Genomic DNA, 25408 nt, shown 5'->3' on the forward strand with positions numbered 1-25408 from the left:
TACAATTTTAAGCTCCGATTCAACCAAATCAAGGAACAAATTGTTTTTTGGCTTAATTATTTGTTCAACTTCTATCCTGAAAATAATATTCCTATTTTTGTGGAAATTAAAAATAGCTCTTTTTAAGGGTTGACTATTTACGCATAAAGTACTTAAAACTTAAATGACTTATATGTTAAATCTTAGCTGTGTGCTAATGTTGCAAGAGAAAATGTATCGGTTAACTTAAAGCCAATTCAAGGTTTTAGTTCAAAAGAATCTCTGTCGTTAAAAAATCCTAGTTTACTTCTGGTTTCTAGTAGTTTTTCCTTGTTTAACTCTACTATGAAAACACCTTCGGTTTCTTGCGGTTCTAGCACATAATTCCCAAGAAAATCAGCGGCTTGCGAATGACCAACGTATTCGAAATTATTGTCATCAAGACCAATTCTGTTTACGCCAATGGTATAACACAAATTCTCGACCGAGCGCGCTTTGAGCAAAATATCCCAAGCATTGATGCGTGGTTTTGGCCAATTGGCAACATAAATCAACAGATCATAATCTTCAGTGTTCCTTGCAAAAACGGGAAAACGCAAATCATAGCAAATTAGCGGACAAATCTTCCAGCCTTTATACTCTACAATCAATTTTTGATTTCCAGAAGTATACACTTTGTCTTCGCCAGCCAAGGTAAATAAATGTCGTTTATCGTAAAATTGTATTTCACCCGAAGGAAAAACAAAAACCAATCTATTGTAGAAATTACCATTTTCCTTGATGACCAAACTTCCCGTGATGGCGCTGCTCTTTACTTTCGCCAATGATTGCAACCACATTATAGTTTCTCCTTGCATTGTTTCAAAAACAAGTTCTGGATTCATTGTAAAGCCCGTCGTAAACATTTCAGGCAGAACAATCAAATCTACTTTTTCATTAATAGCATTGATTTTTTCTTCGAAAAGGTTTCGGTTCGCTTTTGGGTTTTCCCAAAATAAAGAGGATTGAATAAGTGCGATTTTCATATAAAAGAAGAGTTATTTCGCAAAGATACACAAAGAACACACAGAGAAACAGAAAGTTTTTACAACAAAAAAACGCACTCAAATCAATGAATGCGTTTTTATCTATAGACACCATATAGGTTTATGTTTTTATCCTTGCAAACTAGCTGATAGATATTCTCTATTCATTTGTGCAATATAGTCAAGGGAAATTCCTTTTGGGCATTCCACTTCACAAGCTCCAGTATTGGTACAGTTACCAAAACCTTCAGCATCCATTTGAGCTACCATATTTAGAACTCGGTCAGTTGCTTCTACTCTTCCTTGTGGCAATAATGCGTACTGAGAAACTTTTGCAGCTACAAATAACATCGCCGATGAGTTTTTACAAGTAGCAACACAAGCACCACAACCAATGCAAGTTGCTGCATCAAATGCTCTGTCTGCATCTTTTTTTGGAATTGGAATGGTATTAGCATCCACTGGATTTCCAGATGTATTTATAGACACGAAACCACCTGCTTGTTGGATTCTATCAAACGAACTTCTATCTACTACAAGATCTTTTATAATTGGAAATGCTTTTGCTCTAAAAGGTTCGATATAGATCTCATCTCCGTCTTTGAACATTCGCATATGCAATTGACAAGTTGGTATTCCTCTATCTGGTCCGTGCGCTTCACCATTGATAAAAAGAGAACAACTTCCGCAAATTCCCTCACGACAATCGTGGTCAAAAGCAACCGTATCTTCGCCTTTTTGAATTAAATCTTCGTTTAGAATGTCTAACATTTCTAGAAAAGACATATCGCTTTCGATACCATCAACAAAATAGTCAACAATTTTTCCGGTAGATTTGGCATTTGGCTGACGCCATATTTTTAATTTCAGTTTCATTTTTAGAATGTATTAAGTATTATGAATTAAGTATTAAGACTTATTCAAACTTCTATTTATAACTACGAGTAGCTAATTTAATATTTTCGTAAATCAATGGTTCTTTGTGTAAAACAGCATCACTTGGTTTTCCTTTGTATTCCCAAGCAGCAACATAAGCAAAGTTTTCATCGTCACGTTGTGCTTCTCCATCTTCGGTTTGGTATTCTTCACGGAAGTGTCCTCCACAAGATTCGTTACGATGTAGTGCGTCTTTTGCAAACAATTCGCCTAATTCAAGGAAATCAGCTACTCGTCCTGCTTTTGCTAATTCTGGATTAAAACTATCTGCAGTTCCAGGTACTATAACTTCTTTATAAAATTCTTCGCGTAAAGCAGCAATTTCTTCGATAGCTTCGGTAAGTCCTTTGGCGTTTCTGGCCATACCAACGTTATTCCACATTATTTTCCCTAGTTTCTTATGAAAATAATCAACGGATTTTGTTCCTTTATTGTTTATGAATTTTTCTATTTGTTCTTTAACTTTTTTCTCAGCTTCCACAAATTCAGGCAAATCGGTAGAAATTGGTCCTGTTTTAATTTCTGGAGCCAAATAATCTCCAATGGTGTAAGGCAAGACAAAGTAACCATCGGCTAAACCTTGCATCAACGCCGAAGCTCCTAATCTATTGGCTCCGTGATCAGAAAAATTAGATTCTCCAATAGAGAAACAACCTGGAATTGTCGTTTGCAAATTATAATCAACCCAAGTTCCACCCATTGTATAATGCACCGCTGGATAAATCATCATTGGAGAAGTGTATGGATCTTCGTCGACAATTTTTTCATACATTTGAAATAAGTTTCCGTATTTACTGGCAACAACGGCTCTTCCAAGTTTTATGATCAACGCTTTATCATTGGCATCTAAACCTTTTACAAAAGCTTGTTCTTTGCCGTAACGTTGAATGGCATCTGCAAAATCCAAATAAACGGCTTCACCTGTTTTGTTAACGCCAAAACCGGCATCGCAACGCTCTTTTGCAGCTCTCGACGAAATATCACGAGGAGCAAGATTTCCAAAAGAAGGGTATCTTCTTTCTAAATAATAATCTCTTTCTGATTCAGATAAATCTGTTGGTTTTTTCTTTCCTTCACGAATTGCTTTTGCATCTTCAAGTTTTGCAGGAACCCAAATACGACCGTCATTACGCAATGATTCTGACATCAAAGTCAATTTCGATTGGTGATCTCCCGAAACAGGAATACAAGTTGGGTGAATTTGTGTGTAACAAGGATTAGCAAAATATGCTCCTTTTTTATGGATTTTCCAAGCTGCAGTCGCGTTACTTCCCATTGCATAAGTCGAAAGGAAAAACACGTTTCCGTAACCACCAGAGGCTATAACTACAGCGTGAGCAGAATGTCTTTCGATTTCTCCAGAAACTAAATCACGTGCAATAATTCCACGCGCTTTTCCGTCCACTACTACTAAATCTAACATTTCGTGACGTGCGTGCGATTTTATTTTTCCACGACCGATTTGACGATTCATTGCAGAATAAGCTCCTAATAACAATTGCTGTCCTGTTTGTCCTTTGGCATAAAATGTTCTGGCTACCAATGTCCCACCAAAAGAACGATTGTCTAATAATCCGCCATATTCTCTAGCCAATGGAACGCCTTGCATTACACATTGGTCGATAATATTAGTTGAAACTTCAGCTAAACGGTGAACGTTTGCTTCGCGAGACCGATAATCGCCTCCTTTAATAGTATCATAAAACAAACGGAAAGTAGAGTCTCCATCGCCTTGATAATTTTTTGCAGCGTTGATTCCTCCTTGTGCAGCAATCGAGTGTGCGCGACGTGGAGAATCTTGAAAGCAAAATGTTTTAACATTATACCCTAATTCTGCCAAAGTTGCAGCTGCAGAACTTCCTGCAAGTCCAGTTCCCACAACAATAATATCGATATTACGTTTGTTCGCGGGATTTACTAAATTAATATGATTTTTATAATTTATCCATTTGTCCGAAATTGGACCACTTGGAACTTTTGAGTCTAATGCCATTATAATTAACTATTAAATATGATTAAAATGATGAAATAAAGCAATAAAAATAAAACCAAAAGGAACTACAATTGCAAAAGCATATCCTAATTTATGTAATGATCTCGAATACTTATTGTTGAACCCCACCGATTGAAACGACGAATTAAAACCGTGCCACAGGTGTAACGAAAGTAAAACGAAAGCAATAGCATACAACCCTGTACGAACTGGACTTTCAAATTTATGTACTAACTCTTCATAATATCTGTTTTCATCGATAACATTTACAGCAATATATTTATAGTTCATTTCAGCAAACCAAAAATCATACATGTGCAATCCTAAAAAAGCCAAAACTACTACTCCAGAAATAATCATATTTCTTGAAGTCCAAGAAGCATTTGCTGCGCCGTTGTAATTTGCATACTTAATAGGTCTAGCACTTCTGTTTTTCAAATCTAAAACAAACCCCATTACAAAGTGAAAAACAACTCCAGCAATTAAAACTGGTTGCATTACAAATTGAATTAACGGATTGTAACCCATAAAATGAGACATCGCATTAAATGCGTCAGCGCTAAACACTGAAACCATATTAATGAAAAAGTGAAGCGATAGAAACGAAATCAAAAAAAGACCTGAAAGCGCCATTGCCACTTTTTTAGCAATTGACGACTTCAAAAACGTAGATTGAGCCATATGAAATTTGAATATAATTTATAAAATTTATGCAAAAATAAAGCAAATAGATATGAACTACAACCTTTTCGTGGTTATTTAGAACAATTCTTATTTTAATTATTCAATAAATAATCTTACCCTTTTAAGCGCACTGTTTTTTACGATATTACCATTTTTTACAATCAAAAAAATCACTAATCAAAAAATATATTTGTGTTGAAATAAAATTCCGTACTAAATATCAAAAATATTTGTATAAACTTCCATTTTTGCTTCCAAAGTTTCTACTTTTGAGTATTCAAAATTTAAAAAATGTTTTATGAAATACCATCAAATCGACCGTCAACTATTTATAAAAAATCGCACCAAATTCAAGGCTCAAATGAAACCAAATAGTATCGCGGTTTTCAATTCAAATGACATTTATCCCGTTTCTGCCGATAGTACTTTGCCTTTTGCACAGCACCGAGATATTCTATATTTGTCAGGTGTTGACCAAGAAGAAAGCTTATTGTTACTTTTTCCTGATGCTCCGTATGAAAGCCAACGCGAAATGTTGTTCCTCAAAGAAACTAGCGAACACATCGCCATTTGGGAAGGTGAAAAACTAAGCAAAGACCGCGCTTTTGAAGTTTCTGGAATCAAAACGGTGCATTGGTTGCCCGATTTCGAGAAGATTTTATTCGAAATGATGACCCATTGCGACACGATTTACATCAATACCAACGAGCATTATCGTGCTACGGTAGAAACAGAAACCCGCGAAGCACGTTTTGTGAAATGGTGGAAAGGCAACTATCCAGCGCATCAAGTGGCCAAAAGCAATCCTATTTTGCAACGTATTCGTTCTGTGAAAGAAACTGAAGAATTGGATTTAATCCAAAATGCCTGCGATATTACCGAAAAAGGGTTCAGAAGATTATTGTCTTTCGTAAAACCAAATGTAATGGAATACGAAATAGAAGCTGAATTGATTCACGAATTCATTCGCAATCGTTCCAAAGGATTTGCCTATACACCCATTATCGCTTCGGGAAATAATGCCAATGTTTTGCATTATATCGAAAACAACCAACAATGCAAAGCCGGAGATTTAATCTTACTGGACGTTGCGGCCGAATACGCCAATTATTCTAGCGATTTAACTCGAACTATTCCTGTTTCTGGTCGTTATAATGATAGACAAAAAGCAGTTTACAATGCCGTTTTGCGAGTAAAAAATGAAGCAACCAAAATGCTGACTCCAGGAACACTTTGGAAAGAATACCAATTTGAAGTGGGCAAAATAATGAGTTCCGAATTGCTTGGTTTAGGACTTATCGACAAAGCCGATGTGCAAAATGAAAACCCGGATTGGCCAGCCTACAAAAAATATTTTATGCACGGAACTTCACACCATATGGGATTGGACACCCACGATTACGGAAAACTAACCGAGCCGATGCAAGCCAATATGGTTTTCACCGTAGAACCCGGAATCTACATTCCTGCCGAAGGTTTCGGAATTCGATTAGAAGATAATGTAGTAATTCAAAAAACTGGAGAACCTTTTAACTTGATGCGAAATATTCCAATTGAAATTGAGGAAATTGAAACACTTATGAATTCTTGATGTAGAGAAAAGAGAATAGAATATAGAAAATAGACGGTTTATGAAAGTGAACCGTTTTTTATTTACCATATAAGTCACATAAGAAAAACTTAATTTATTGCAACCACTTGATTACTTTCAAAATCCATAAAAAAACAGTAACTTTTGTATGCTTTTTTAGACCAATAGTTAAATTCAAAAAAAGACACAAATGAAAGCACACGAAATAGATTTCCAAATTTTTGGAGAAGAAATGCAATATGTAGAAATCGAATTAGACCCACAAGAAATTGTCATTGCGGAAGCAGGCAGCTTTATGATGATGGACAATAATGTGCAAATGCAAACCATTTTTGGCGATGGTTCCCAACAACAAGGAGGAATCTTTGACAAACTTCTCAGCGCAGGAAAACGGGTCCTTACTGGCGAAAGCTTGTTTATGACCGCATTTATCAATCAAAATAATTACAAAAGCAAAGTTTCGTTTGCTTCGCCATATCCTGGAAAAATCCTTCCTATTGATTTGACACAATTCGAAGGGAAATTCATCTGCCAAAAAAGCTCCTTTTTATGTGCGGCCAAAGGCGTATCAGTAGGAATCGAATTTTCTAAAAAATTAGGTCGCGGTTTCTTTGGCGGAGAAGGTTTCATTATGCAGAAAATCGAAGGAGACGGAATGGCATTTGTACATTCTGGAGGAACTTTGGCGAAAAAGGAACTTAGAGATGGCGAAATTCTAAAAGTAGATACGGGTTGCCTTGTTGGATTCACCAAAGATGTCGATTATGATATTGAATTTATTGGCGGAATAAAAAATTCCATTTTTGGAGGCGAAGGTTTATTCTATGCAACGCTTCGTGGTCCCGGAACTGTTTACATTCAATCGTTGCCTTTTAGTCGTCTTGCCGATAGAATTATTGCTTCAGCACCAAGAGCAGGTGGAACTAATCGTGAGGAAGGTAGTTTACTTGGCGGATTAGGTAATTTATTGGATGGGGATAATAAATTTTAAAAACTTTAGAAGACAATCATAAACGGCTTGCAGGAATGTGAGCCGTTTTATTTTACCATATAAGTCATTTAAGTTTTTCTTATGTGACTTATATGGTTTAAAAATTTAGCCTTATTTTTGCTTCAAGTTTAAAACAATGAATCAAATCCTCTACAAAAACACGAAAATCTCCTATTCCGATACTGGAAAAGGCAATGTTGTTGTGTTGATTCACGGATTTTTGGAAAACCAAACAATGTGGCAGGAATTAGTTCCAGAATTGAGCAAAAAATATCGTGTTATCACCATCGATTTATTGGGTCACGGCGAGTCTGAATGTTTGGGTTACGTCCATACTATGGAAGAAAACGCTGAAGTAGTTCGCGCCGTTTTATCAAAATTACGATTCCGAAAAGCTATTTTTGTTGGGCATTCTATGGGTGGTTATGTGGCCTTGGCTTTCGCCGAATTGTATCCTTCAATTGTAAAAGGTTTAGTTTTATTAAATTCGACTTCCAAAGCGGACAGCGAAGAACGAAAAGCCAATCGGAATCGCGCCATTAAAGCGGTGAAGAAAGATTATGCCAATTTTATCAGACTTTCGATTGCTAATCTTTTTAGTCCAGACAATCGCGAACGATTAACTGGCGAAATCGAAAAAGTAAAACTTGAAGCCTTGAAAACTCCTTTGCAGGGAGTTGTCGCTTCACTCGAAGGAATGAAAATCCGAAAAGACCGCGAAGTTGTATTGCGCCTCGCGCCTTATCCAAAAATGCTGATTCTTGGACAAAAAGACCCCGTTTTGAACTATCACGACAATCTGAAACAGATTGAAAATGCCGCTGTTCAACTTGTTACTTTCCCCGACGGTCATATGAGCCATATAGAAAATAAAGAAGAATTGACAACCGTTTTACAGAATTTTTTCAAAAGTATTTAAATCTCTGTATATTCTTTGAGAAACCTTAGCGGTCTTTATGTTTAAACTTTCTCCTCAAAAGGTTTTGTCTCATCCAAAATTTCATTCAGCAACACAACCATTTGTTCCAAATAATTATTTAAAATTGACGAATTAATTTCGGTAGTTTCTTCTTTTCCTTCTTTAAAATTAAAAGGTAAGAATCCAGATTTTAAATTTTTGAAAGAAATAATTCCGGCTTCAATAGGTTTGCCATTGGCTTCATTTTCATACATAAAAGCATAGGCCAAAACTTGAATAATTTTGTCGTTTTTGATTTCTTCTGTTAATCCTTTCCAAGATTTCAGGGTAACGTTTGTCTTTTCAACTTTTCCCGTTTTGTAATCTATAATTCGTATAATTCCGTTACGTTCTTCAATTCGATCTACTTTTCCAGCAATTTTAATCGGAAACGGCAAACTCGGATGTTCTAAAATTCTTTTGCACCCTTTTTCCAAATGCAGTATTTTTATCGCTTCGCCGTTTTTTATACTTTCCAACTCCACTTTTAGAAAATTCGAAACATTGCGTTTGGCGACTTCAAAAGCTAATAGATTTCTTCCTTTCTTGATTTCACCTTCCTTATAAACCAATTTAAATTGTTTCAATACTTCAGCATCCAACAATTTGAAGCAACCTAAAACATCATTTTCGGATAAAAATTTCCCAATAAATGGAATATATAAAGCTTCCAAGGTTTCGTGAATAATCGTTCCCAAAGTATTCAGGGCGATGTTTTCCTCGACTTCCTCGACTTCACTAATGCGCAAAATCTTCTGGAAATAAAAATCAATCGGATTTCGGATATAACTCGTCAATGCCGAAGGAGAAAATCCTTTTTCGGCAATTTCTTGTAAACGCACCATCACCAATTCCGATTTAGAAACCATAATAGGTTGATACGCCGATTCGGGCAGAACCGCATTGTAAATTTCTTGAGTTAATGTGTGTTTTGGTTGTTTCTCCACTTCCAATTGGGTGATGAATCGGCTTTTTTCGCCAGCATCCAAACCTTCGCTTTCCGTGTTGTAAATCAGGTAAATATTCTTGGCGCGCTGCAATAAATGATAGAAATGATAGGTATAAATTGCATCTTTTTCTTTGAAGGTGGGCAAACCTAACTCCCGTTTCACATCATAAGGAATAAAGGAATTCATCGATTTTCCCGCTGGAAATTTCCCTTCATTCATCGAAGTGACAATCACGGTTTCGAAATCTAAAACGCGACTCTCTAAAACGCCCATAATTTGCAATCCGTTTAATGGTTCTCCTTCAAAAGAAACTTCGGCTAAATCAATTACTTGTTTATAAATAGCGTGCAGTGTTTCAATTTTATCAATATGCGAATGTTGAGAATAGTAATTAATCAGTTTGTTTACGGTTTTAAAAATTGCATAAACAAAGGCTTTGGTGATTTTTTCTTCTTCATTGTCGTTACTCAAATTCGATTTAATGGTTTGCAACAAATTGGAAATCGTTTCCAAAACTGCCATCGAACCACTTTCCCATTTTTGGAATAACAAAAGAAATAAATCACTCGGATTTGGATTCAAATCCATCAATTTATGATGCGTAATAAAGGTGTAATTATTTTGATTAATAACGCCAACCAAAGCGCTGGTTTTTGCAAAAGGTTCGACTAATGGATGCGTCAAAATATCCAAAACGTCTTTGTAATAGAACACATAACTTTTGGCATTTCGAGACAAAGCATTGGTGTGCATTTTGAATAATTTAGCAATCAAAATCTGCGCTGGATTGTTCTTACTCGAATAGCCCATCGTGATATTTAAAGCACCTACTGTTGAAGGCAAAGAATACAAAAGCGGAACCAACAAATTTTCCTCTCCAAGTACAACAGCAACTTTATCTAAAGTTGTATTCGGATTAGTATTGATGATATTTTCTATAATACTTCCTGCGATTTTGGCTTGACCAATTGTTTTTGGGGTACCAATAACCTGAATATTTTTCGACTGTGAAAAATCATCTACAATCCATTCGAAAGGATAGGATTTATAATGTTTCCAACTCGATTTAAAACGTCTTACGAACAATCCCGCATCGTGATAGGGATCGTTTAGAAAAGTTTGATCAACATCCCAATAAATATTAGCTTGATCAGAAGCTATTAAATGTTGGATAATTCTTTCTTCGGCAGCATTCAAAGCATTGAAACCTGCAAATACAAATTGCTTTTCTTTTATGGTGTTCGAAAAATGATTGAGACTATTAACCGCTTCCCGATAAATTAATCCTTGGTAACCAATTCCTTTATCAAGCAAATGATTGTAAAGTGATTGGTAGTAATTGGGTAATAATTTCCAGAAATCAATGTATTTCTCGAGTAACGATGTTTTGTTTTCGACTTCAACTCCCCATTTTTTAATGTCTTCAATATCTTTTAAGTACGAAAGAACGTGAAATGGATCTAATAAGTAGCGATCAATTTCGTTGAAGTCTTGTAATAATGTTTTAGCCCAATTAGCAAATAGCTCAAAGGATTGTTGATTCACTTTTTCGGTAATGGATAAATAAACTTCGTAGAATTCAAACAATAATTCAATTGGGTCTATAGCACGAACACTTGCAATATCTTGAATAAAATCCTCAATGCTAATAATCTGTGGAGAAAGAATATTGCTTGCAACTTGGTCTTTTAATGCTTCTATCAGAAATATTTTGGCGCGCTTGTTTGGCAAAACTACAGTTGTATTGGCTAGTTTTCCCGAATAGTCTTTAATTAAAACTTGTGCAATTCTATCTAAAAAAGAAGTATTTGTCATCCTATAAATATAAAAAAAGCCGTTCAATTAAGAACGGCTTTTTAAAAATATATTTATTTACAAGTAAACATCAAACTAAGTATTTATTTAGAACTTACGTGTTTTAATTCAGTTCTTCTATTTTTAGCTTTTCCAGCTTTAGTTTTGTTAGTAGCAACTGGTTTGGTTTCACCAAAGCCTGCAGTAATCAAATTATTTGAATTAACACCTTTCGCCACTAAAGCATTTTTAACAGCATTAGCTCTATCTTCAGAAAGTTTTTGATTATATGCATTAGAACCATCACTATCAGTGTGTCCTTCGACACTAAATTTAGCATTAGGATAATTTTTAATAATTGCGTTCATCTCCTCTAAACTAACAGGAGTACCTTTCTTTTTTAAAGTGGCAGTACCTGGCTCAAAGTAAACTAATTTAGAAATCGTTTTTAGATTCTCATCCACTTCTCTAGTAACTTCTGGACAACCTTTATTGCTAGCCGGACCAGCTACAGTAGGACAGTCGTCATCTTTGTCAGCTACGCCATCTTTATCAGAATCTAATACTGGACAACCACCGTTAGCTTTAGGACCAGCTACAGTTGGGCATTTGTCATCTTTGTCTGCTAAACCATCTCCATCAGTATCTGGGCAACCTTTGAAAATAGCTAAACCTGCGGTGTCAGGACAAGCATCATCTTTATCAGCAACTCCGTCTCCATCTGTGTCGGGACATCCATTTAATGCGGCCAAACCAAATTCTGTTGGACAAGCATCACTTCCGTCGATGATTCCATCTCCGTCAGTATCAGGACAACCGTTGAATTGTTTTAGACCAGCAACTTCTGGACAGGCATCATCTTTGTCATAAACGCCATCTCCATCTGTATCTTTACCTCCAAATTGAAAAGTAATACCAGCTGTATGTTGAAAATGAGAAACTTTGTTAGGAGTATATTTGTCACCAGGAGCACTACGGTCGCCAGAAAAAATTGAATTGATTTTGTATGAGCTTGCTAAAGCCAAACCAACATTTTCAGTAAACCAAAAAGTTAGTCCGGCACCAGGGTTAAGACTTGCGAAATTATTGTCTCCTAACCAATTATACCCTCCTCCTAAACTTAAAGAAGGCTCAATTACTTTAGACTTAACCAAGGACATAAAGCTGTATTTAGCGCTAACATCTACAGCATAGTACATTAAATTTCCTGGATTAACAACAATGTGACCTGTAGAATTATGATTTGGATTACGAGGATCATAAACAACAAATTTGCTAATTTTATTTACTGACCCTTGAATTCCAACTGAGAAATTGTTTCCAATCGACTTTGCAACACTAATATAAGATACTGAAGGAAGAATATTCCAGTATTCACTTACATTGAATGGCTGCGATATGTGTTCGTCAAATACATTTTTTCCACCAGCAGCACTAGCTTTAGTGTCAACTGCGTTTATTCCAAATGAAATTGCCCAAGGATTGTCGCTGTTTTGTGCTCGTAAGCCAACAGCCATCAGCATCATTACAGCAAATAAAAGTTTGTCAAGATGTTTCATAATTTACTTTATTAATTGTTACTATTATTTTTTGAGTTTAAAAAAAATCTAATGAGATAAGTTATGCATGTCACCCTGACTTTCCGAAAGAATACTATTCAATCATCATTTACATATTCAAACCTCAATTTGAATCTTATTTAATGCAAAAGTAATACATTTTATTAACTAAAAAAAGTGTAGTCTTAGATTTGCAATAAAAATGTTATAAAAACCAAAAATTATAACTTATTCTGTTATAATAACAAGATAGCTATGTGTAAATAACAAAGTTTAATTTGCTCACTAGAAATAAAAAAGCCGTTCAATTAAGAACGGCTTTTCAAAAATATATTTATTTAAAAGTAAATTACAATTTACCTTCGTATATAGAACCTACGTGTCTAACTTCAGTTCTTCTGTTTTGAGCTTTACCTGCTTTAGTTTTGTTTGAACCTATTGGTTTAGATTCTCCAAATCCAACAGCAGTAAGGTTGCCAGGTTTAATTCCTTTTTCGATTAAGACATTTCTAACTGCGTTAGCTCTGTCCTCTGAAAGTTTTTGATTCAATACATCAGAACCGTCGCTATCTGTATGCCCTTCGATGCTAAATTTAGCATTTGGATAATTAGTAAGGATTTCTTTCATTGCATCTAAACTTGCTATAGTTGCAGCATCTCCAACTTTAAAAGTAGATTTACCTGAATTAAAGAATACTGATCTAGCTTGGATTTTAAGTTTTTCAATCACTTCAGGAGTTACCTCAGGACAACCTCTATTGCTAGCTGGACCAGCTACAGTAGGACAATCATCTTGCAAATCTGGAACACCATCTTTGTCAGCATCCAATATTGGACAACCACCATTAGATTTAGGACCAGCAACAGTAGGACATTTGTCATCTTTATCAGCTAAGCCATCTCCATCAGTATCGGGACAACCTTGGAAAGCTGCTAGACCTGAGGAATCAGGACAAGCATCATCTTTATCCGCAATTCCATCTCCATCTTTATCAGGACATCCGTTTAATGCAGCTAAACCAAATTCTGTTGGACAAGCATCACTTCCGTCGATGATTCCATCTCCGTCAGTATCAGGACAACCGTTAAATTGTTTTAGACCAGCAATTTCTGGACAAGCATCATCTTTATCGTAAATTCCATCTCCATCAGTATCTTTCCCTCCAAATTGGAATGTAATACCAACTGAATGTTGAAAATGAGAAGGTGCATCAGGCATAAATCTATCACCAGTCGCATTACGAGTATCCGTAATAAGTTCACTTATCTTGTAAGTGCTTTCTAAAGCTAAACCAATGTTTTCAGTAAACCACAAAGTTACACCAGCTCCTGGATTTATACTTCCGTAGCTAGTTTTCCCCAAAAAATTCCATCCACCACCTAAACGTACGGATGGGTCGATTACTTTTGATTTAATCATTGACATAAAGCTATACTTTACATTAGCGTCAACACTATAATACATTAAATCGCCGGGATTTGTTACTACATAACCCGAAGAGTTGCTATTCGCATTGCTACGATCATATACAACAAATTTATCTATTTTATTAATAGACCCTCGAAGTCCAATAGAAAAATTTTTACCAACTGATTTATCTACGCCAAGATACGATATAGAAGGAAGGATATTCCAATATTCACTTACATTTAATAATTGTGAGAAGTGAGAGTCAAATTGGTTTTTTCCGCCACCTGCACTTGCTCGAGTGTCAACTGCGTTTACACCAAATGAAATTGCCCAAGGATTGTTACTATTTTGTGCTTGTAAGCTAACAGCCAACAGCATCATTACAGTAAATAAAAGTTTGTTAAGATGTTTCATACTAAGATAGTTTAGTTACAGTTAAGTTAATTGTAATGCAAAAGTAATAAGTAATTTTTTAACTACAAAATAAAAGGCAATAAAAAGTAATAAAAAAAAACAATTAGACCACATTTAGACTTATTCCAACTTCAATAAAAGCTTGTATTGCTTTGTCTAGGTGCTCTTTTGTGTGAGAAGCTGATAATTGTACTCTAATTCTTGCTTTGTTTTTGGGAACTACTGGAAAAAAGAAGCCAATGACATAAATTCCTTTCTTTAAAAGTTCATTTGCCATAATCTGAGCCAATTTTGCATCATATAGCATTACGGGAACAATGGCAGAATCACCATCAATAATATCAAAGCCAACTTTCTTCATTTCTGCTTTGAAATAATTAGTATTCCATTCCAGTTGATCTCTAAGCATCGTGTCTTTTTCTAATAATTCAAAAACTTTGATGGAAGCTCCAATAATTGCAGGTGCCAATGAATTCGAAAACAAATAAGGTCTGGAACGTTGACGCAACAATTCAATTATTTCTTTTTTGGCAGTAGTGTAACCTCCCATTGCACCACCAAGTGCTTTACCTAATGTTCCTGTAATTATGTCCACTCGTCCCATTACGCCTTTGGCTTCAATCGTTCCTTTTCCAGTTGCACCTATAAATCCTGCAGCATGACATTCGTCAACCATAACCATAGCATCATATTTATCAGCCAAATCACAAATTTTATTCAATGGCGCAACAACACCATCCATAGAAAAAACACCATCGGTAACAATCAATTTGAAACGGGCTCCGGCTTCATTGGCTTTTATTAATTGTTGTTCCAAGTCTTCCATATTGCTATTTTCATAGCGATAACGCGCCGCTTTGCACAAACGAACACCGTCAATAATAGAAGCGTGATTCAAACTATCCGAAATTATAGCATCATTTTCATCTAACAAAGGCTCGAAAACCCCTCCATTGGCATCAAAAGCCGCCGCATATAAAATGGTGTCTTCAGTTCCATAGAATTCCGAAATCTTTTTTTCCAAAGTTTTGTGAATATCCTGAGTCCCACAAATGAAACGAACCGATGACATTCCAAACCCGTGCGAATCCATTGCATCTTTAGCTGCTTGAGTTACTTCGGGATGCGAAGAAAGTCCAAGATAATTATTGGAACAAAAATTTAGAACTGTTATCCCATTAACTAAGATTTCAGCTCCTTGCGGTGAAGTGATGATTCGTTCTATTTTGAAAATTCCGTTGTCTTCAATAGTTTGAAGCTCATTTTGCAGATATTCTTGTATTTTTCCGTACATATTTTTTTCTTACATTTAAGGATATAGGTTTTCTACAAATTTACCACATTGATTTCTTGTCCTATATATATAAGCGATTTTTTTACAACTTTATAACCCATCAACTCAATCGCATTTTGATAATTCTCCAATTGTAATTGATATTTAGGATTGTGAGTTCCTGTTTTATAATCCAACAAAAAAACTTCCTTATTCTTGTTCAAAACCATTCGGTCAGGTTTGATAGTTTTTCCCAATTTTTGAATAATTGCTTGCTCGTTTAGCACTTCATTCCCTTCGGCAAAATAGTTTGAAAGTTCTGTATGATTGACAATTTCTTGAATCGTTTTGTAAACTAAATCCTTTTGATTGAAGTTAATTAATCCGCTTTCAAAAGCTTTTGTTATGGCTAAATCAACATCCGTTTTAGTTTTCACAAAAGCCAAAATTTCGTGAACTACATTTCCATATTCTATAGCTTCTTGCTGGTGCGTTCCCCACATTAAGGCTTCTCGCTGGGCAATTTTGATGCTTTTTGGATTCATAATTTCAGAAATTAGAGGAATCGTTTTCAATGTATCGACGTGTTTTTTCTCGTCTGACAGTTTGGTGGGGTTTCCAAATTCATATTCAAATTTTTCTTCTTCAAATTGCCCTTTTTTAATTAAATAATTAACAAAAAAAGCGGACATATTATTCATTTTCACAACAGCTTTAGAATCCAAATTCATATTCGAAATCACATACAATTGTTCTTCGGCTCTAGTCAAAGCCACGTATAAAATATTAATATTATCTAATAATTCTTCCTGTGATTTTTGACTATAAACAGCTTTTGCCGTTTCTCCAAAACCTTCTACCGCCTTGCTATTATCTATTAAAACTTTCGGCAGTCCAAAATCTCCTACTTCTGTGTCAATCCATAATTTATTTTTTGGACTGCGACTATAATCTTCATCGGCAAACGGCATAATCACAACCGGGAATTCCAATCCTTTTGAGGTATGAATGGTCATTATTCGAACTGCATTGTTTCCTTCAGGCGAAGGAATGCTGAATTTCTCTGAATTTTTGTCCCAAAAATTCAAAAAGTCTGATATTCCAGCTTGATTACGAATATCTCTTTCAAGAACGATATCCATAAAATACTGAACGTAAGCATTGCTTCTTTTGGGATTAAGAAATTTAGAAACAATATGTTCCACTGCTTCATACAAAGATTTTTTTCTGATGTTTTGAAAAGATAGGCTAACATCAAAACTCTCAAGCCAGTTCTCGAAATCCATTTCATTTACATTAGCCATTCCTTGTGCTATAAAATCGTGCGTGGGCAATTTATTGTGAATAGGCAATTTGTCTTGGCTGTTTTGTGCTAAATAATGCAAGAAATAGGCTTTTGATTCTTTATCCGAACTGTTTTTTAAGTACTTTAGTAAATCGATAATAAATCGAACTTCGGTGGCATTTTTAATCATCAAGGTTTCTGAAGACAAAAGCGGAATTCCTTGCTCCGTCAAATAATTTGCAACGGCAATTCCGTGACTGCGTTTTCGGGTCAAAATAACAATATCTTTGAGTTCAAAACCTTGCTTTTGTGCTTTTTGAATAGTGTTTAAAGTCGCCACTAAATACAATTCGGCTTTATCTAGTGCTTCTTCGTCTTCTGCGTTTTCCACTTTTGGAATGAAAGAAATATTTACATAACCGCCTGTTTTGTCATTACTTTTTTGATGACTGTGATTTTCGTATAAATCTTTGTAATCTTCGTGCTCAAATTCGTTGGACAACAACTGAAAAAACTCGTTATTGAATTCGATTATTTGGGAATACGAACGGTAATTTTTATCTAAATGTTCTAAAACTTTTTCGGGATTATTAAAAGGATTAAGGTTTTTACTTAATTTGATAAATTGCTCGGCTTTTCCGCCACGCCAGCGGTAAATAGATTGTTTTGGGTCACCCACAATCATCAAAGTTCCTTTTTCGCCATCAATTTCGCTGGAAGTTGCATTGTCAATAAGCGGAATCAGATTTTGCCATTGCATTTCGGAAGTATCTTGAAATTCATCGATAAAAAAATGACGGTAACGCTCGCCGAGTCGTTCATAAATAAAAGGAGCCGGCTGGTTTTGAATTTCACGGTGAATAATGGCATTAAATTCAGAAATAGAAAGCACATTTTGTTCTTCCTGAATTTTAGTCAATTCATTACTAACAGTATTTAGCAACGATAATGGCGTTATATTTTTCAGGAAGGCTTTATAAAAATCTCGCTTTTCGAAATTTTTGTAAATTTTGCCAAGAATTTGCAATAATTCCGGGATTATATTCTCTATTAAAGCACCGTCTTTAGCGGTTTTATTGATTTTTATATCATCAATTTCGTGGTAGGTTTTGTTTTTTGGATTGAATTTCCCCTCTTGAATGCTTTGCAAATGTTTAGGAAAATAGGATCCTGAAAAGGATTTGGTGTCAATTCCGTTTTTTTCAATTAACAATAAAGCACTTTCAGCAATTGCTGTGTTTTCGTCTTCCAAAACCTTACAGACTTCCGCAAGTTTGTTTTTTATTTCGACAAATTCGGTGATGGTTTTGTCTTGAAAATGAGTGATTTCATTTCGGTTGTTTTCATTGAGCACCAAACGACCCGTTTCTAAGATTTCGCGTGAAATATCCCAAGATTTATCGTCATCGGTTTTTTCCATTGTGAAATCGATGAGCAATTTGGTCAAAGTTTCGTCCTCGCCAGCTTGCGCAATTATAGCGTCAACAGCTTCAACTAGTAAATTTTCAGTATCCAAAGTCACTTCAAAAGTCATTGGTAAACCCAAATCGTGAGCAAAAGCACGAATCACTTTGTGCGTAAATTTATCGATGGTAGAAATATCAAAAGCGGCATAATTGTGAATGATATGCTTGATGATTTGCTGCGATTTGGTTTTGATTTGGATGATTGAAAGTTCGGTTTCTATTGCCAAATGGTGTATTAAATCCTGTGCTTTTTGGCTGGGTTCGTCTTTGGCAAATTCAGATAAATTGCCGACAATTCTGCTTTTCATTTCGTGAACCGCTTTGTTGGTAAACGTAATGGCGAGAATGTTGCGATAGGCATCATTTTTTGGCGCAACGAGAATAATTTTTAGGTACTCTTTGACAAGCGCATAAGTTTTTCCAGAACCTGCCGATGCGTCGTATATGGAGAATGAAGGTCTTTGCATTTTAATAAGAATGATTTTTTACTTAACTATTTAACGGATTAAAATCCGTTGCTACAATATGTCCCGTTCCTTCGGAACTTTTAACAAACCTGCTATTTTCTAATTATTTCTTATTTCAAAAACATATTTTCCAGACTCAACCAGTAAACGCAATTTCCCTGATTCCTTTGACAATATTTTAACATCATCATTCACTCTAATTTTCTTACCGGATTCAAATACAATTTGATTATCTAAAACCGGCAAAATTATAGCTGCGTTTGTATTTACAGGAATTTCAATTTCCATTTGCAAATTTTTATCAGCGTCGTGATTCCAAGATACAACAACTTTACCGTAAGGTGAATTGAATTCTGTCTTTTGTTCATTAATTATGTCCGTTAATTGAGGGACAATAAGCAAGTGCTTAAAAGCTACCGATTTTTCCGTTTGACGGATACCAGCTAGCCCAGTATAAAACCATCCACCTCCCGAAGTAAAACAAGAGTGAATATTAGACCAATAACCATTCCATTGCTCCCAAGCTGTATTTGCCCCTTGCGAAATCATATAACCCCAGCCCGGATATGTTTTTTGTTTCATCATTAAATAAACAAGATCTGAGCGCCCAATGTTGGTAAGGTACTGCAACATAAAATAGGTGCCTAACATACCTGTATTCAAATGCCCATTATCCGTTATTTTTATTGTATTTTCTAGATTTGCCATAACACGATCTATTTCATCTTTTACCGGTACATTCATCAGCAAAGGAAAAGAAAGATAGGCTTGTTCTCCATTGGCATAAATTCCTTTTTCTTTATTATAATATGTTTCGTGAATTTTATTTTGTAACATTTCAGATTGCCTCTTATACTTTTTACTATCATTAGGTTTGCCAAGTACGTTGGCACATTCTGCCAGAATATTGTATAAGTATATTTTGTAGCAATTGTTAAATACTTCTTTTTCGAATTTACCCACCTTGTCGTTCGAATCCATTCCCTTCCCTGGCGGTACCCAATCTCCAATAAAGCCCCACTTCTCATCGCCATAATGAATTAGAATTCCATCTTTGCTTTTTGTCTCCAAAAAATCGACGTAATGCACCATTGAAGTATAAGAGTCGCTCAAAAGTTTTATATCTCCGTAGTACTTATATATTTTCCACGGCAGTACAACTCCTGTGCCTCCCCAGCCAGGTCCGCCACCTGCACCATAAGGAGATGGAGCGGTATTGGGTATTTCACCATCGTCTTTTTGTGCAGCCTTCCAATTGAGCGACCATTTTTTGTAAAAATTAGCGAGATCAAAACTATAGATACCCGTTTCTACTGCCACCTGTCCGTCTCCATAACCCAGCCGCTCACGGTGTGGACAATCTACATAATAGCCGCCAATATCCAAGCACCGAAAAGTGAATCGATTTAATTCATAAATAGCATTTAAATCTTCGTCAGAACTCGAAAATTTTCCGGCTTCGGTAAGATTCGATTCTATCATATAGCCTTTAATGTCTTGAACTTTTGGCTCATATTTTAACCCTTGGATAATAACATAACGAAAAGCGTGGAAATTAAATTTCGGACAAAAAGTTCCACTTTCTGCTTTAGATGATATATAAGCGTCCCTTTGATTAATATAATTATTCCCAAAATCCCATTTATATTTTGATATTTTGCCAGGTTTCTTATTGCAAAAATCAGAATAAATAAAGTCTATCGTATCTCCTTCTTTTTTGTTTTTTATTTCCATTTTCATCCAGCCTGTAAAATTTTTTCCAAAATCAACCAGCCAGACATCTTCATCTATTTGAGAAATATTTTTGACTAAAATTGTATCAGAAATAACATTTGGCCTGCAGATTTGAGATTTTGTAATAGCTTTTGGGTTAGCAATTTGGATTACATTTTTCTGGGTTTTATTGCTGTTAAAATCAGTCATTATAATTCTATAATCTATTATTTCTCCACCCATATTATTCCAACGCCATTTGCCAATTTGACTGATGTTGCTATTGCTTGTGGTCCAAGTGGTGTCGGACACTATTACTGTTGAACTTTGTTTGCTTGATAAATGTGCCTGAAGCCGAAAAACGGGTGAATGATGAGTAACACTCGGCAATCCTTTTGAGTACCAGCCACGACCAGTCCACAAATTAATAGTGTTTTCTCCAATTTTAAGGTAATCCCTAATGTCATATGTAATATAGTAATTCTCCGATTGAAAATCACTGACAGCTGGCGACAGAACGTCCTTACCAACTTTCTTTCCATTTATGTACAACTCGAAATAGCCCTGACAATTTACAAATACGTTTGCAAAATCGGCAACCTTGTCTACGTTGAATTTCTTTTCAAAAACAGGAGAATAAAAGGAATCAGGGGAGCTTATCCATTTTGCTTTCCAGTCACTTTCACTAAATAAGCCCATCGAAAAGTGACTTTCCTTCGACCAAGAACTTCTTTTGCCATCATTGTCCCAAATTCGGACTTTCCAGTTATAATTATGTACTGTTTTCAGAGGTTTCCCAGCATATTTTATTTGAATAGTGTTGTCTGACCTAACCTTGCCACTATTCCAGCAAGTGTCAGTGGTGTTTTCAACCCAAACTACAATTTGATATGCTTTTTGATACTTTTTCCGAGCAGCGGATTTTAGTTTCCAAGAGAAATTTGGTTGCACATCGTCAATGCCAATTGGATTAATTTCGTTGTTTAATAATGTTTCATCTATAGAAATAGTTGAAATCTGTTGCGAATAGCTAGAACTAATGCTAACTAGGGTTAATATTGACCCGATAATGAATACTTTTACAACATTTATAATTTTCACGGACTTATTATTTTTAGAGCTAATACATTTTTTTAAATTCATTTTCAGCAATTTTACCGTATCCTTAAACAAGAAAACTGCCCACGATTTTGGATTTCATTTCGTGAACCGCTTTATTGGTAAAAGTAATGGCGAGAATGTTGCGATAGGCATCATTTTTATTAGCAACGAGAATGATTTTTAGGTATTCTTTGACAAGTGCATAAGTCTTTCCGGAACCTGCCGATGCGTCGTATATGGAGAATGAGGGTCTTTGCATTTAGATTTTTGATTAATCAGGATTAAAAGTAGTACAAAGATTTCTAACTTTCTATTGTTTTTATAATCTTAATCATTGAAGCCAATAAAATCCACAAAAAAACCTTTGGCTAAAACCAAAGGCAATTCAAACTTAAGAAACAAAAAATATCGTTTTTACTTTTCGTAAATTTCAATAGTCTTCAAAAGTGCTGCTGAATATTTAAAAATATCGTCTAAAGATTCTATTTCATTTTTTGTTTCTTTTTTGTTTTCATCGAATAATCCAATGAATTTTTTTCCTCCATTTAAGTATAATCGGCAAACCACTTTTCGATTATTATCATCTAGAAAAATTGCAAAATAAGATTGTGCATCTCGATAAGTAACTCTTGGTGCTGGAATTTTTTGTCTTAAAATAGTTTTCACAATCAAAAATCCTTCCAATTCTTCTTCGGTTGTGTTTACTTTACTAATATCTTCCAGATTTTGTTCTGCTGAAATTTCATTTGAATTTTCGAGCTTATTTTTCTCGTCCTCTTTGGACAAAGCATTTTTCAATCTTTCGGTAATTAAATCACTTATATATTGCTGAATAGATTTTTTGGTCAACTCGGTGAATTGTTCCAAAACCCTTGCAGTTACAACGCTCGGATAAACTTGTTTAGCAAAATACTTTACAAATTCAGGAGTTGGTTCTGTAAGTTCTTTGTTTAGCAAATGTTTGAGTTCATTCATAAATTTCATTTCACTTGCAGTATTAACAATGCTTTCTGCATCGAAATTGGCTTTATGAAATTTCTTTAATTCCTCAATTTGGTTATCTTTTATATCGGTAATATTAAATTCTAAAAATGGTTTTTCGTCCATTTTATTAGGCATCACTAAATCGGAATAAAATCGATAAACGATTCCGTTGGTCAACAATCCGAACTTTGCTTTTGAAACATGAAAATATCTCAAAAGCTGTCCATCGTGAATATTTAAATTTTCTCGCCAATCTTTACATTCAACCAAAATCGTTGGATTTCCATCTTTAAAAATGGCGTAATCAATTTTCTCTCCTTTTTTAATTCCAATGTCGGCAATAAATTCAGGAACAACTTCCAATGGATTAAAAACATCGTAACCTAAGCTTTGCAAAAAAGGCATTACAAATGCATTCTTGGTAGCTTCTTCGGTTTGAATGTTGTCTTTGTGCTTTGTTCGGTCAGCAATTAATTTAAGTTGGTCTTTCAAATCCATAATTATACTTTTTAGTTGTTTGTTAATTGATTCGTCCCTATTTCTAATCTTTACTCAAATTTATCAAGTTGAAAGCCTATCCCTTTACGGTTTTCCACATTTGGGCAAAATAATTTATAGTTATCATTTGCGATAACCACATTAAGCAAATATATAACAAATTTTGACTTGTCGTAAATGATAATTAAAGTTTGAAAGAATCAATACAAATACAAGTTGGCAAACGAATTCAGAAGATCCGAAAAGAGAAAAATATATCTCAACAGGATTTGGCTGCCAAATGTAATTTTGAGAAAAGTAATATGTCCAGATTAGAAGCTGGCAGAGCAAATGCAACACTTTCAACCCTAGAGATAGTGTCAAAAGCATTGGAAATAAATACAATTGAATTATTCAAGTTTACCGATTAGATGTTTTTGAAAATTAAACCTATAAGATTTTAAAAAACTAATAGGTGGGGTGTCAAATTTGAACGGTCAAATTTTTAAAGCTTCGTTCTTTTTTTAATTAGCAGATATTGTAATTCATGGACAAAAAACAAAAAATGAACCGAGCCTACGGCTCTCTCTTCAATGATTGACGATGTAAACCGGACTAAAGTCCGGCCTTACAAAATATTCCGAGCCCAAGGCTCTGTTACACTTTGTGAAAGTTCCATAGGAACGGGACATATTGTAGCAACGGATTTTAATCCGTTGGATAATGAGCGATAAATTCAATTTCATCCAATAAAAAAGTACGAACAATTTTTTACGAATCTATTCAGATTTGACACCCAACCTTATAGGTTTGTTTTAAATGACAAATTTTTTATATCCCGAATACCCTAGCCCAGATAGCAGTGGAAATCCTCCCGATTTTTCTTCGGGAGATTGCAACGAATAGCTGGAAATAGCTCCTAAAAACCCCACTATCAATTAATTTAATAAAACTATAACTAAATAGAATTTCCTTTTCAAAGTTAATTGTTTAATTTTGAATAAAATATTTTTAAATCATTTAAACAACAATAGTATGGCTTTTGAATTACCACAATTACCTTATGCGTATGACGCATTAGAACCTCATATTGATGCTCGTACGATGGAAATCCATCACACAAAACATCATAATGCTTATACTACTAATTTGAATGCTGCGATTGCAGGAACGGAATTAGAAGGTAAAAGCATTGAAGAAATTTTAGAAAATCTTGATTTGAAAAATGGCGCTGTTCGTAACAACGGCGGTGGTTTTTTTAATCACAATTTATTCTGGACAGTGATGTCACCAAACGGCGGCGGTTTGCCAGCAGGTGAATTAGCTGCTGCTATCGATAGCGATTTAGGTTCTTTTGATGCTTTTAAAGCGGCTTTCGCCAAAGCGGGAGCAACCCAATTTGGTTCAGGATGGGCTTGGTTGTGTGTGAAAGACGGTAAATTAGAAGTTTGCGGAACGCCAAATCAAGACAACACTTTGATGCCCGGTGTAGGTTGTGGTGGAACTCCAATTTTAGGAATGGATGTTTGGGAACACGCTTACTATTTGAACTATCAAAACAGAAGACCTGATTATATCGAAGCTTTCTTCAATGTAATTAACTGGGATGAAGTGGCTAGAAGATATGCTGCGGCAAAATAGTCTTTTTTAAGAAAATAGACGTTTAGACGATAGACGAATAGACTGAAAAGTTTGTTCGTCTATTTTTTGTTTACAAATACCGTTCTATTAGGGAATGTGTTTAATGTTCGTGATGATGAAATGCTTTTTTGTTGAAAACGATCAAAATCCCAACACCTGTAGAAATTGCAGTATCGGCAATGTTGAAAATCGCATTGAAAAATTTAAAGTGTTGTCCACCAATCAGGGGTATCCATTCAGGCCAATTTCCTTCGAATAATGGAAAGTACAACATATCAACCACTTTTCCGTGAAACCACGTTCCATAAGGCTTATCTGTAAATAAAGTGGCTAAATGACCGTAACTGTCATCGAAAATTACGCCGTAAAAAACAGAGTCAATAATATTGCCAAAAGCTCCTGCCAGAATGAGAGAAATTGCGACAATCAAATAATTTGAACTGTGTTTTCTTTCGACAGAATCCCATAACCAATAGCCAATTCCTGTAACGGCAACCAGACGAAAAACAGTAAGAAACAATTTTCCGTAAGTACCTGGAATTACTGTTCCCCATGCCATTCCTTCGTTTTCTATCAATAGGATTTTGAACCAACCGGTAACATCAATTTGCCCGATTTCACCGTAAATAAAATTGGTTTTGATGTAAATTTTAGAAAGTTGATCAACTAGTAATATGATAAAAACGATCAGGTAAGCTTTTCGTAAAGACATTTTG

At 35.1% G+C, this 25408-nt stretch carries 17 protein-coding genes and 1 pseudogene; 5 read left to right on the top strand and 13 right to left on the bottom strand.

All coding sequences use genetic code 11. The features are described 5' to 3' along the window. Positions 1–236: 236 nt before the first annotated feature. From RMO83_RS08945 to RMO83_RS08960, 4 genes are all read right to left on the bottom strand, one after another. A complete protein-coding gene (locus tag RMO83_RS08945; protein WP_310559336.1) occupies positions 237–1004 on the bottom strand; it encodes an amidohydrolase in 768 nt (255 codons plus the stop codon). A 129-nt stretch (positions 1005–1133) separates the two neighbouring features. Further along, on the bottom strand, positions 1134–1880 hold the full coding sequence (locus tag RMO83_RS08950; RefSeq protein ID WP_310559337.1) for a succinate dehydrogenase/fumarate reductase iron-sulfur subunit: 747 nt from the start codon (positions 1878–1880) through the stop codon (positions 1134–1136). Between the two features lie 52 nt (positions 1881–1932). Continuing rightward, positions 1933–3933: a fumarate reductase/succinate dehydrogenase flavoprotein subunit gene (locus RMO83_RS08955; protein ID WP_310559338.1), complete on the bottom strand. Its 2001-nt coding sequence runs from the start codon at positions 3931–3933 to the stop codon at positions 1933–1935. 12 nt (positions 3934–3945) lie between these two features. Further along, positions 3946–4614 (bottom strand): succinate dehydrogenase cytochrome b subunit, encoded by a 669-nt coding sequence (locus RMO83_RS08960; protein WP_310559339.1) that lies wholly within the window; start codon positions 4612–4614, stop codon positions 3946–3948. Positions 4615–4915: 301 nt separating this feature from the next. Between RMO83_RS08960 and RMO83_RS08965 the strand changes: the two genes are divergently transcribed. From RMO83_RS08965 to RMO83_RS08975, 3 genes are all read left to right on the top strand, one after another. After that, positions 4916–6208 (top strand): aminopeptidase P family protein, encoded by a 1293-nt coding sequence (locus RMO83_RS08965; protein WP_310559340.1) that lies wholly within the window; start codon positions 4916–4918, stop codon positions 6206–6208. Between the two features lie 190 nt (positions 6209–6398). Next, positions 6399–7199, top strand: coding sequence for a TIGR00266 family protein (locus tag RMO83_RS08970; RefSeq protein WP_310559341.1), 801 nt, complete (start codon positions 6399–6401; stop codon positions 7197–7199). Positions 7200–7335: 136 nt separating this feature from the next. After that, on the top strand, positions 7336–8118 hold the full coding sequence (locus RMO83_RS08975; RefSeq protein WP_310559342.1) for an alpha/beta hydrolase: 783 nt from the start codon (positions 7336–7338) through the stop codon (positions 8116–8118). Between the two features lie 41 nt (positions 8119–8159). On the opposite strand, the gene RMO83_RS08980 is transcribed toward RMO83_RS08975, so the two are convergent. From RMO83_RS08980 to RMO83_RS09015, 8 genes and pseudogenes are all read right to left on the bottom strand, one after another. Beyond that, complete coding sequence (locus tag RMO83_RS08980) at positions 8160–10922, bottom strand: PD-(D/E)XK nuclease family protein (protein ID WP_310559343.1); 2763 nt, start codon at positions 10920–10922, stop codon at positions 8160–8162. 83 nt (positions 10923–11005) lie between these two features. Then, the gene (locus RMO83_RS08985) at positions 11006–12460 is read right to left on the bottom strand and encodes an OmpA family protein (protein ID WP_310559344.1); all 1455 of its coding nucleotides are present in this window, start codon (positions 12458–12460) and stop codon (positions 11006–11008) included. A 349-nt stretch (positions 12461–12809) separates the two neighbouring features. Further along, positions 12810–14285, bottom strand: a complete 1476-nt coding sequence (locus tag RMO83_RS08990) for an OmpA family protein (RefSeq protein ID WP_310559345.1) — start codon at positions 14283–14285, stop codon at positions 12810–12812. A 103-nt stretch (positions 14286–14388) separates the two neighbouring features. After that, positions 14389–15579 (bottom strand): glycine C-acetyltransferase, encoded by a 1191-nt coding sequence (gene kbl / locus RMO83_RS08995; RefSeq protein WP_310559346.1) that lies wholly within the window; start codon positions 15577–15579, stop codon positions 14389–14391. Positions 15580–15611: 32 nt separating this feature from the next. Beyond that, the gene (locus RMO83_RS09000; RefSeq protein WP_310559347.1) at positions 15612–18776 is read right to left on the bottom strand and encodes a UvrD-helicase domain-containing protein; all 3165 of its coding nucleotides are present in this window, start codon (positions 18774–18776) and stop codon (positions 15612–15614) included. Between the two features lie 99 nt (positions 18777–18875). Next, complete coding sequence (locus RMO83_RS09005; protein ID WP_310559348.1) at positions 18876–21590, bottom strand: family 78 glycoside hydrolase catalytic domain; 2715 nt, start codon at positions 21588–21590, stop codon at positions 18876–18878. Positions 21591–21666: 76 nt separating this feature from the next. After that, a pseudogene (locus RMO83_RS09010) lies at positions 21667–21849 on the bottom strand (UvrD-helicase domain-containing protein); the annotation flags it as partial. 155 nt (positions 21850–22004) lie between these two features. Continuing rightward, entirely contained in the window at positions 22005–23072 is a 1068-nt protein-coding gene (locus RMO83_RS09015; RefSeq protein WP_310559350.1) for a type I restriction endonuclease, read from the bottom strand. 191 nt (positions 23073–23263) lie between these two features. On the opposite strand from RMO83_RS09015, the gene RMO83_RS09020 reads away from it, so the two are divergent. After that, complete coding sequence (locus tag RMO83_RS09020; RefSeq protein ID WP_310559351.1) at positions 23264–23482, top strand: helix-turn-helix transcriptional regulator; 219 nt, start codon at positions 23264–23266, stop codon at positions 23480–23482. A 604-nt stretch (positions 23483–24086) separates the two neighbouring features. Next, positions 24087–24692 carry a superoxide dismutase gene (locus RMO83_RS09025; RefSeq protein WP_310559352.1) on the top strand — a complete coding sequence of 202 codons (606 nt, stop codon included), beginning with the start codon at positions 24087–24089 and terminating at the stop codon, positions 24690–24692. 100 nt (positions 24693–24792) lie between these two features. Here the strand turns inward: RMO83_RS09025 and RMO83_RS09030 are convergent, their stop codons facing one another. Further along, positions 24793–25404 (bottom strand): lipoprotein signal peptidase, encoded by a 612-nt coding sequence (locus RMO83_RS09030; RefSeq protein WP_310559353.1) that lies wholly within the window; start codon positions 25402–25404, stop codon positions 24793–24795. Between the last annotated feature and the right edge of the window lie 4 nt (positions 25405–25408).

The sequence above is a fragment of the Flavobacterium sp. genome (assembly GCF_031423415.1).
In the GTDB taxonomy this organism is placed as follows: domain Bacteria; phylum Bacteroidota; class Bacteroidia; order Flavobacteriales; family Flavobacteriaceae; genus Flavobacterium.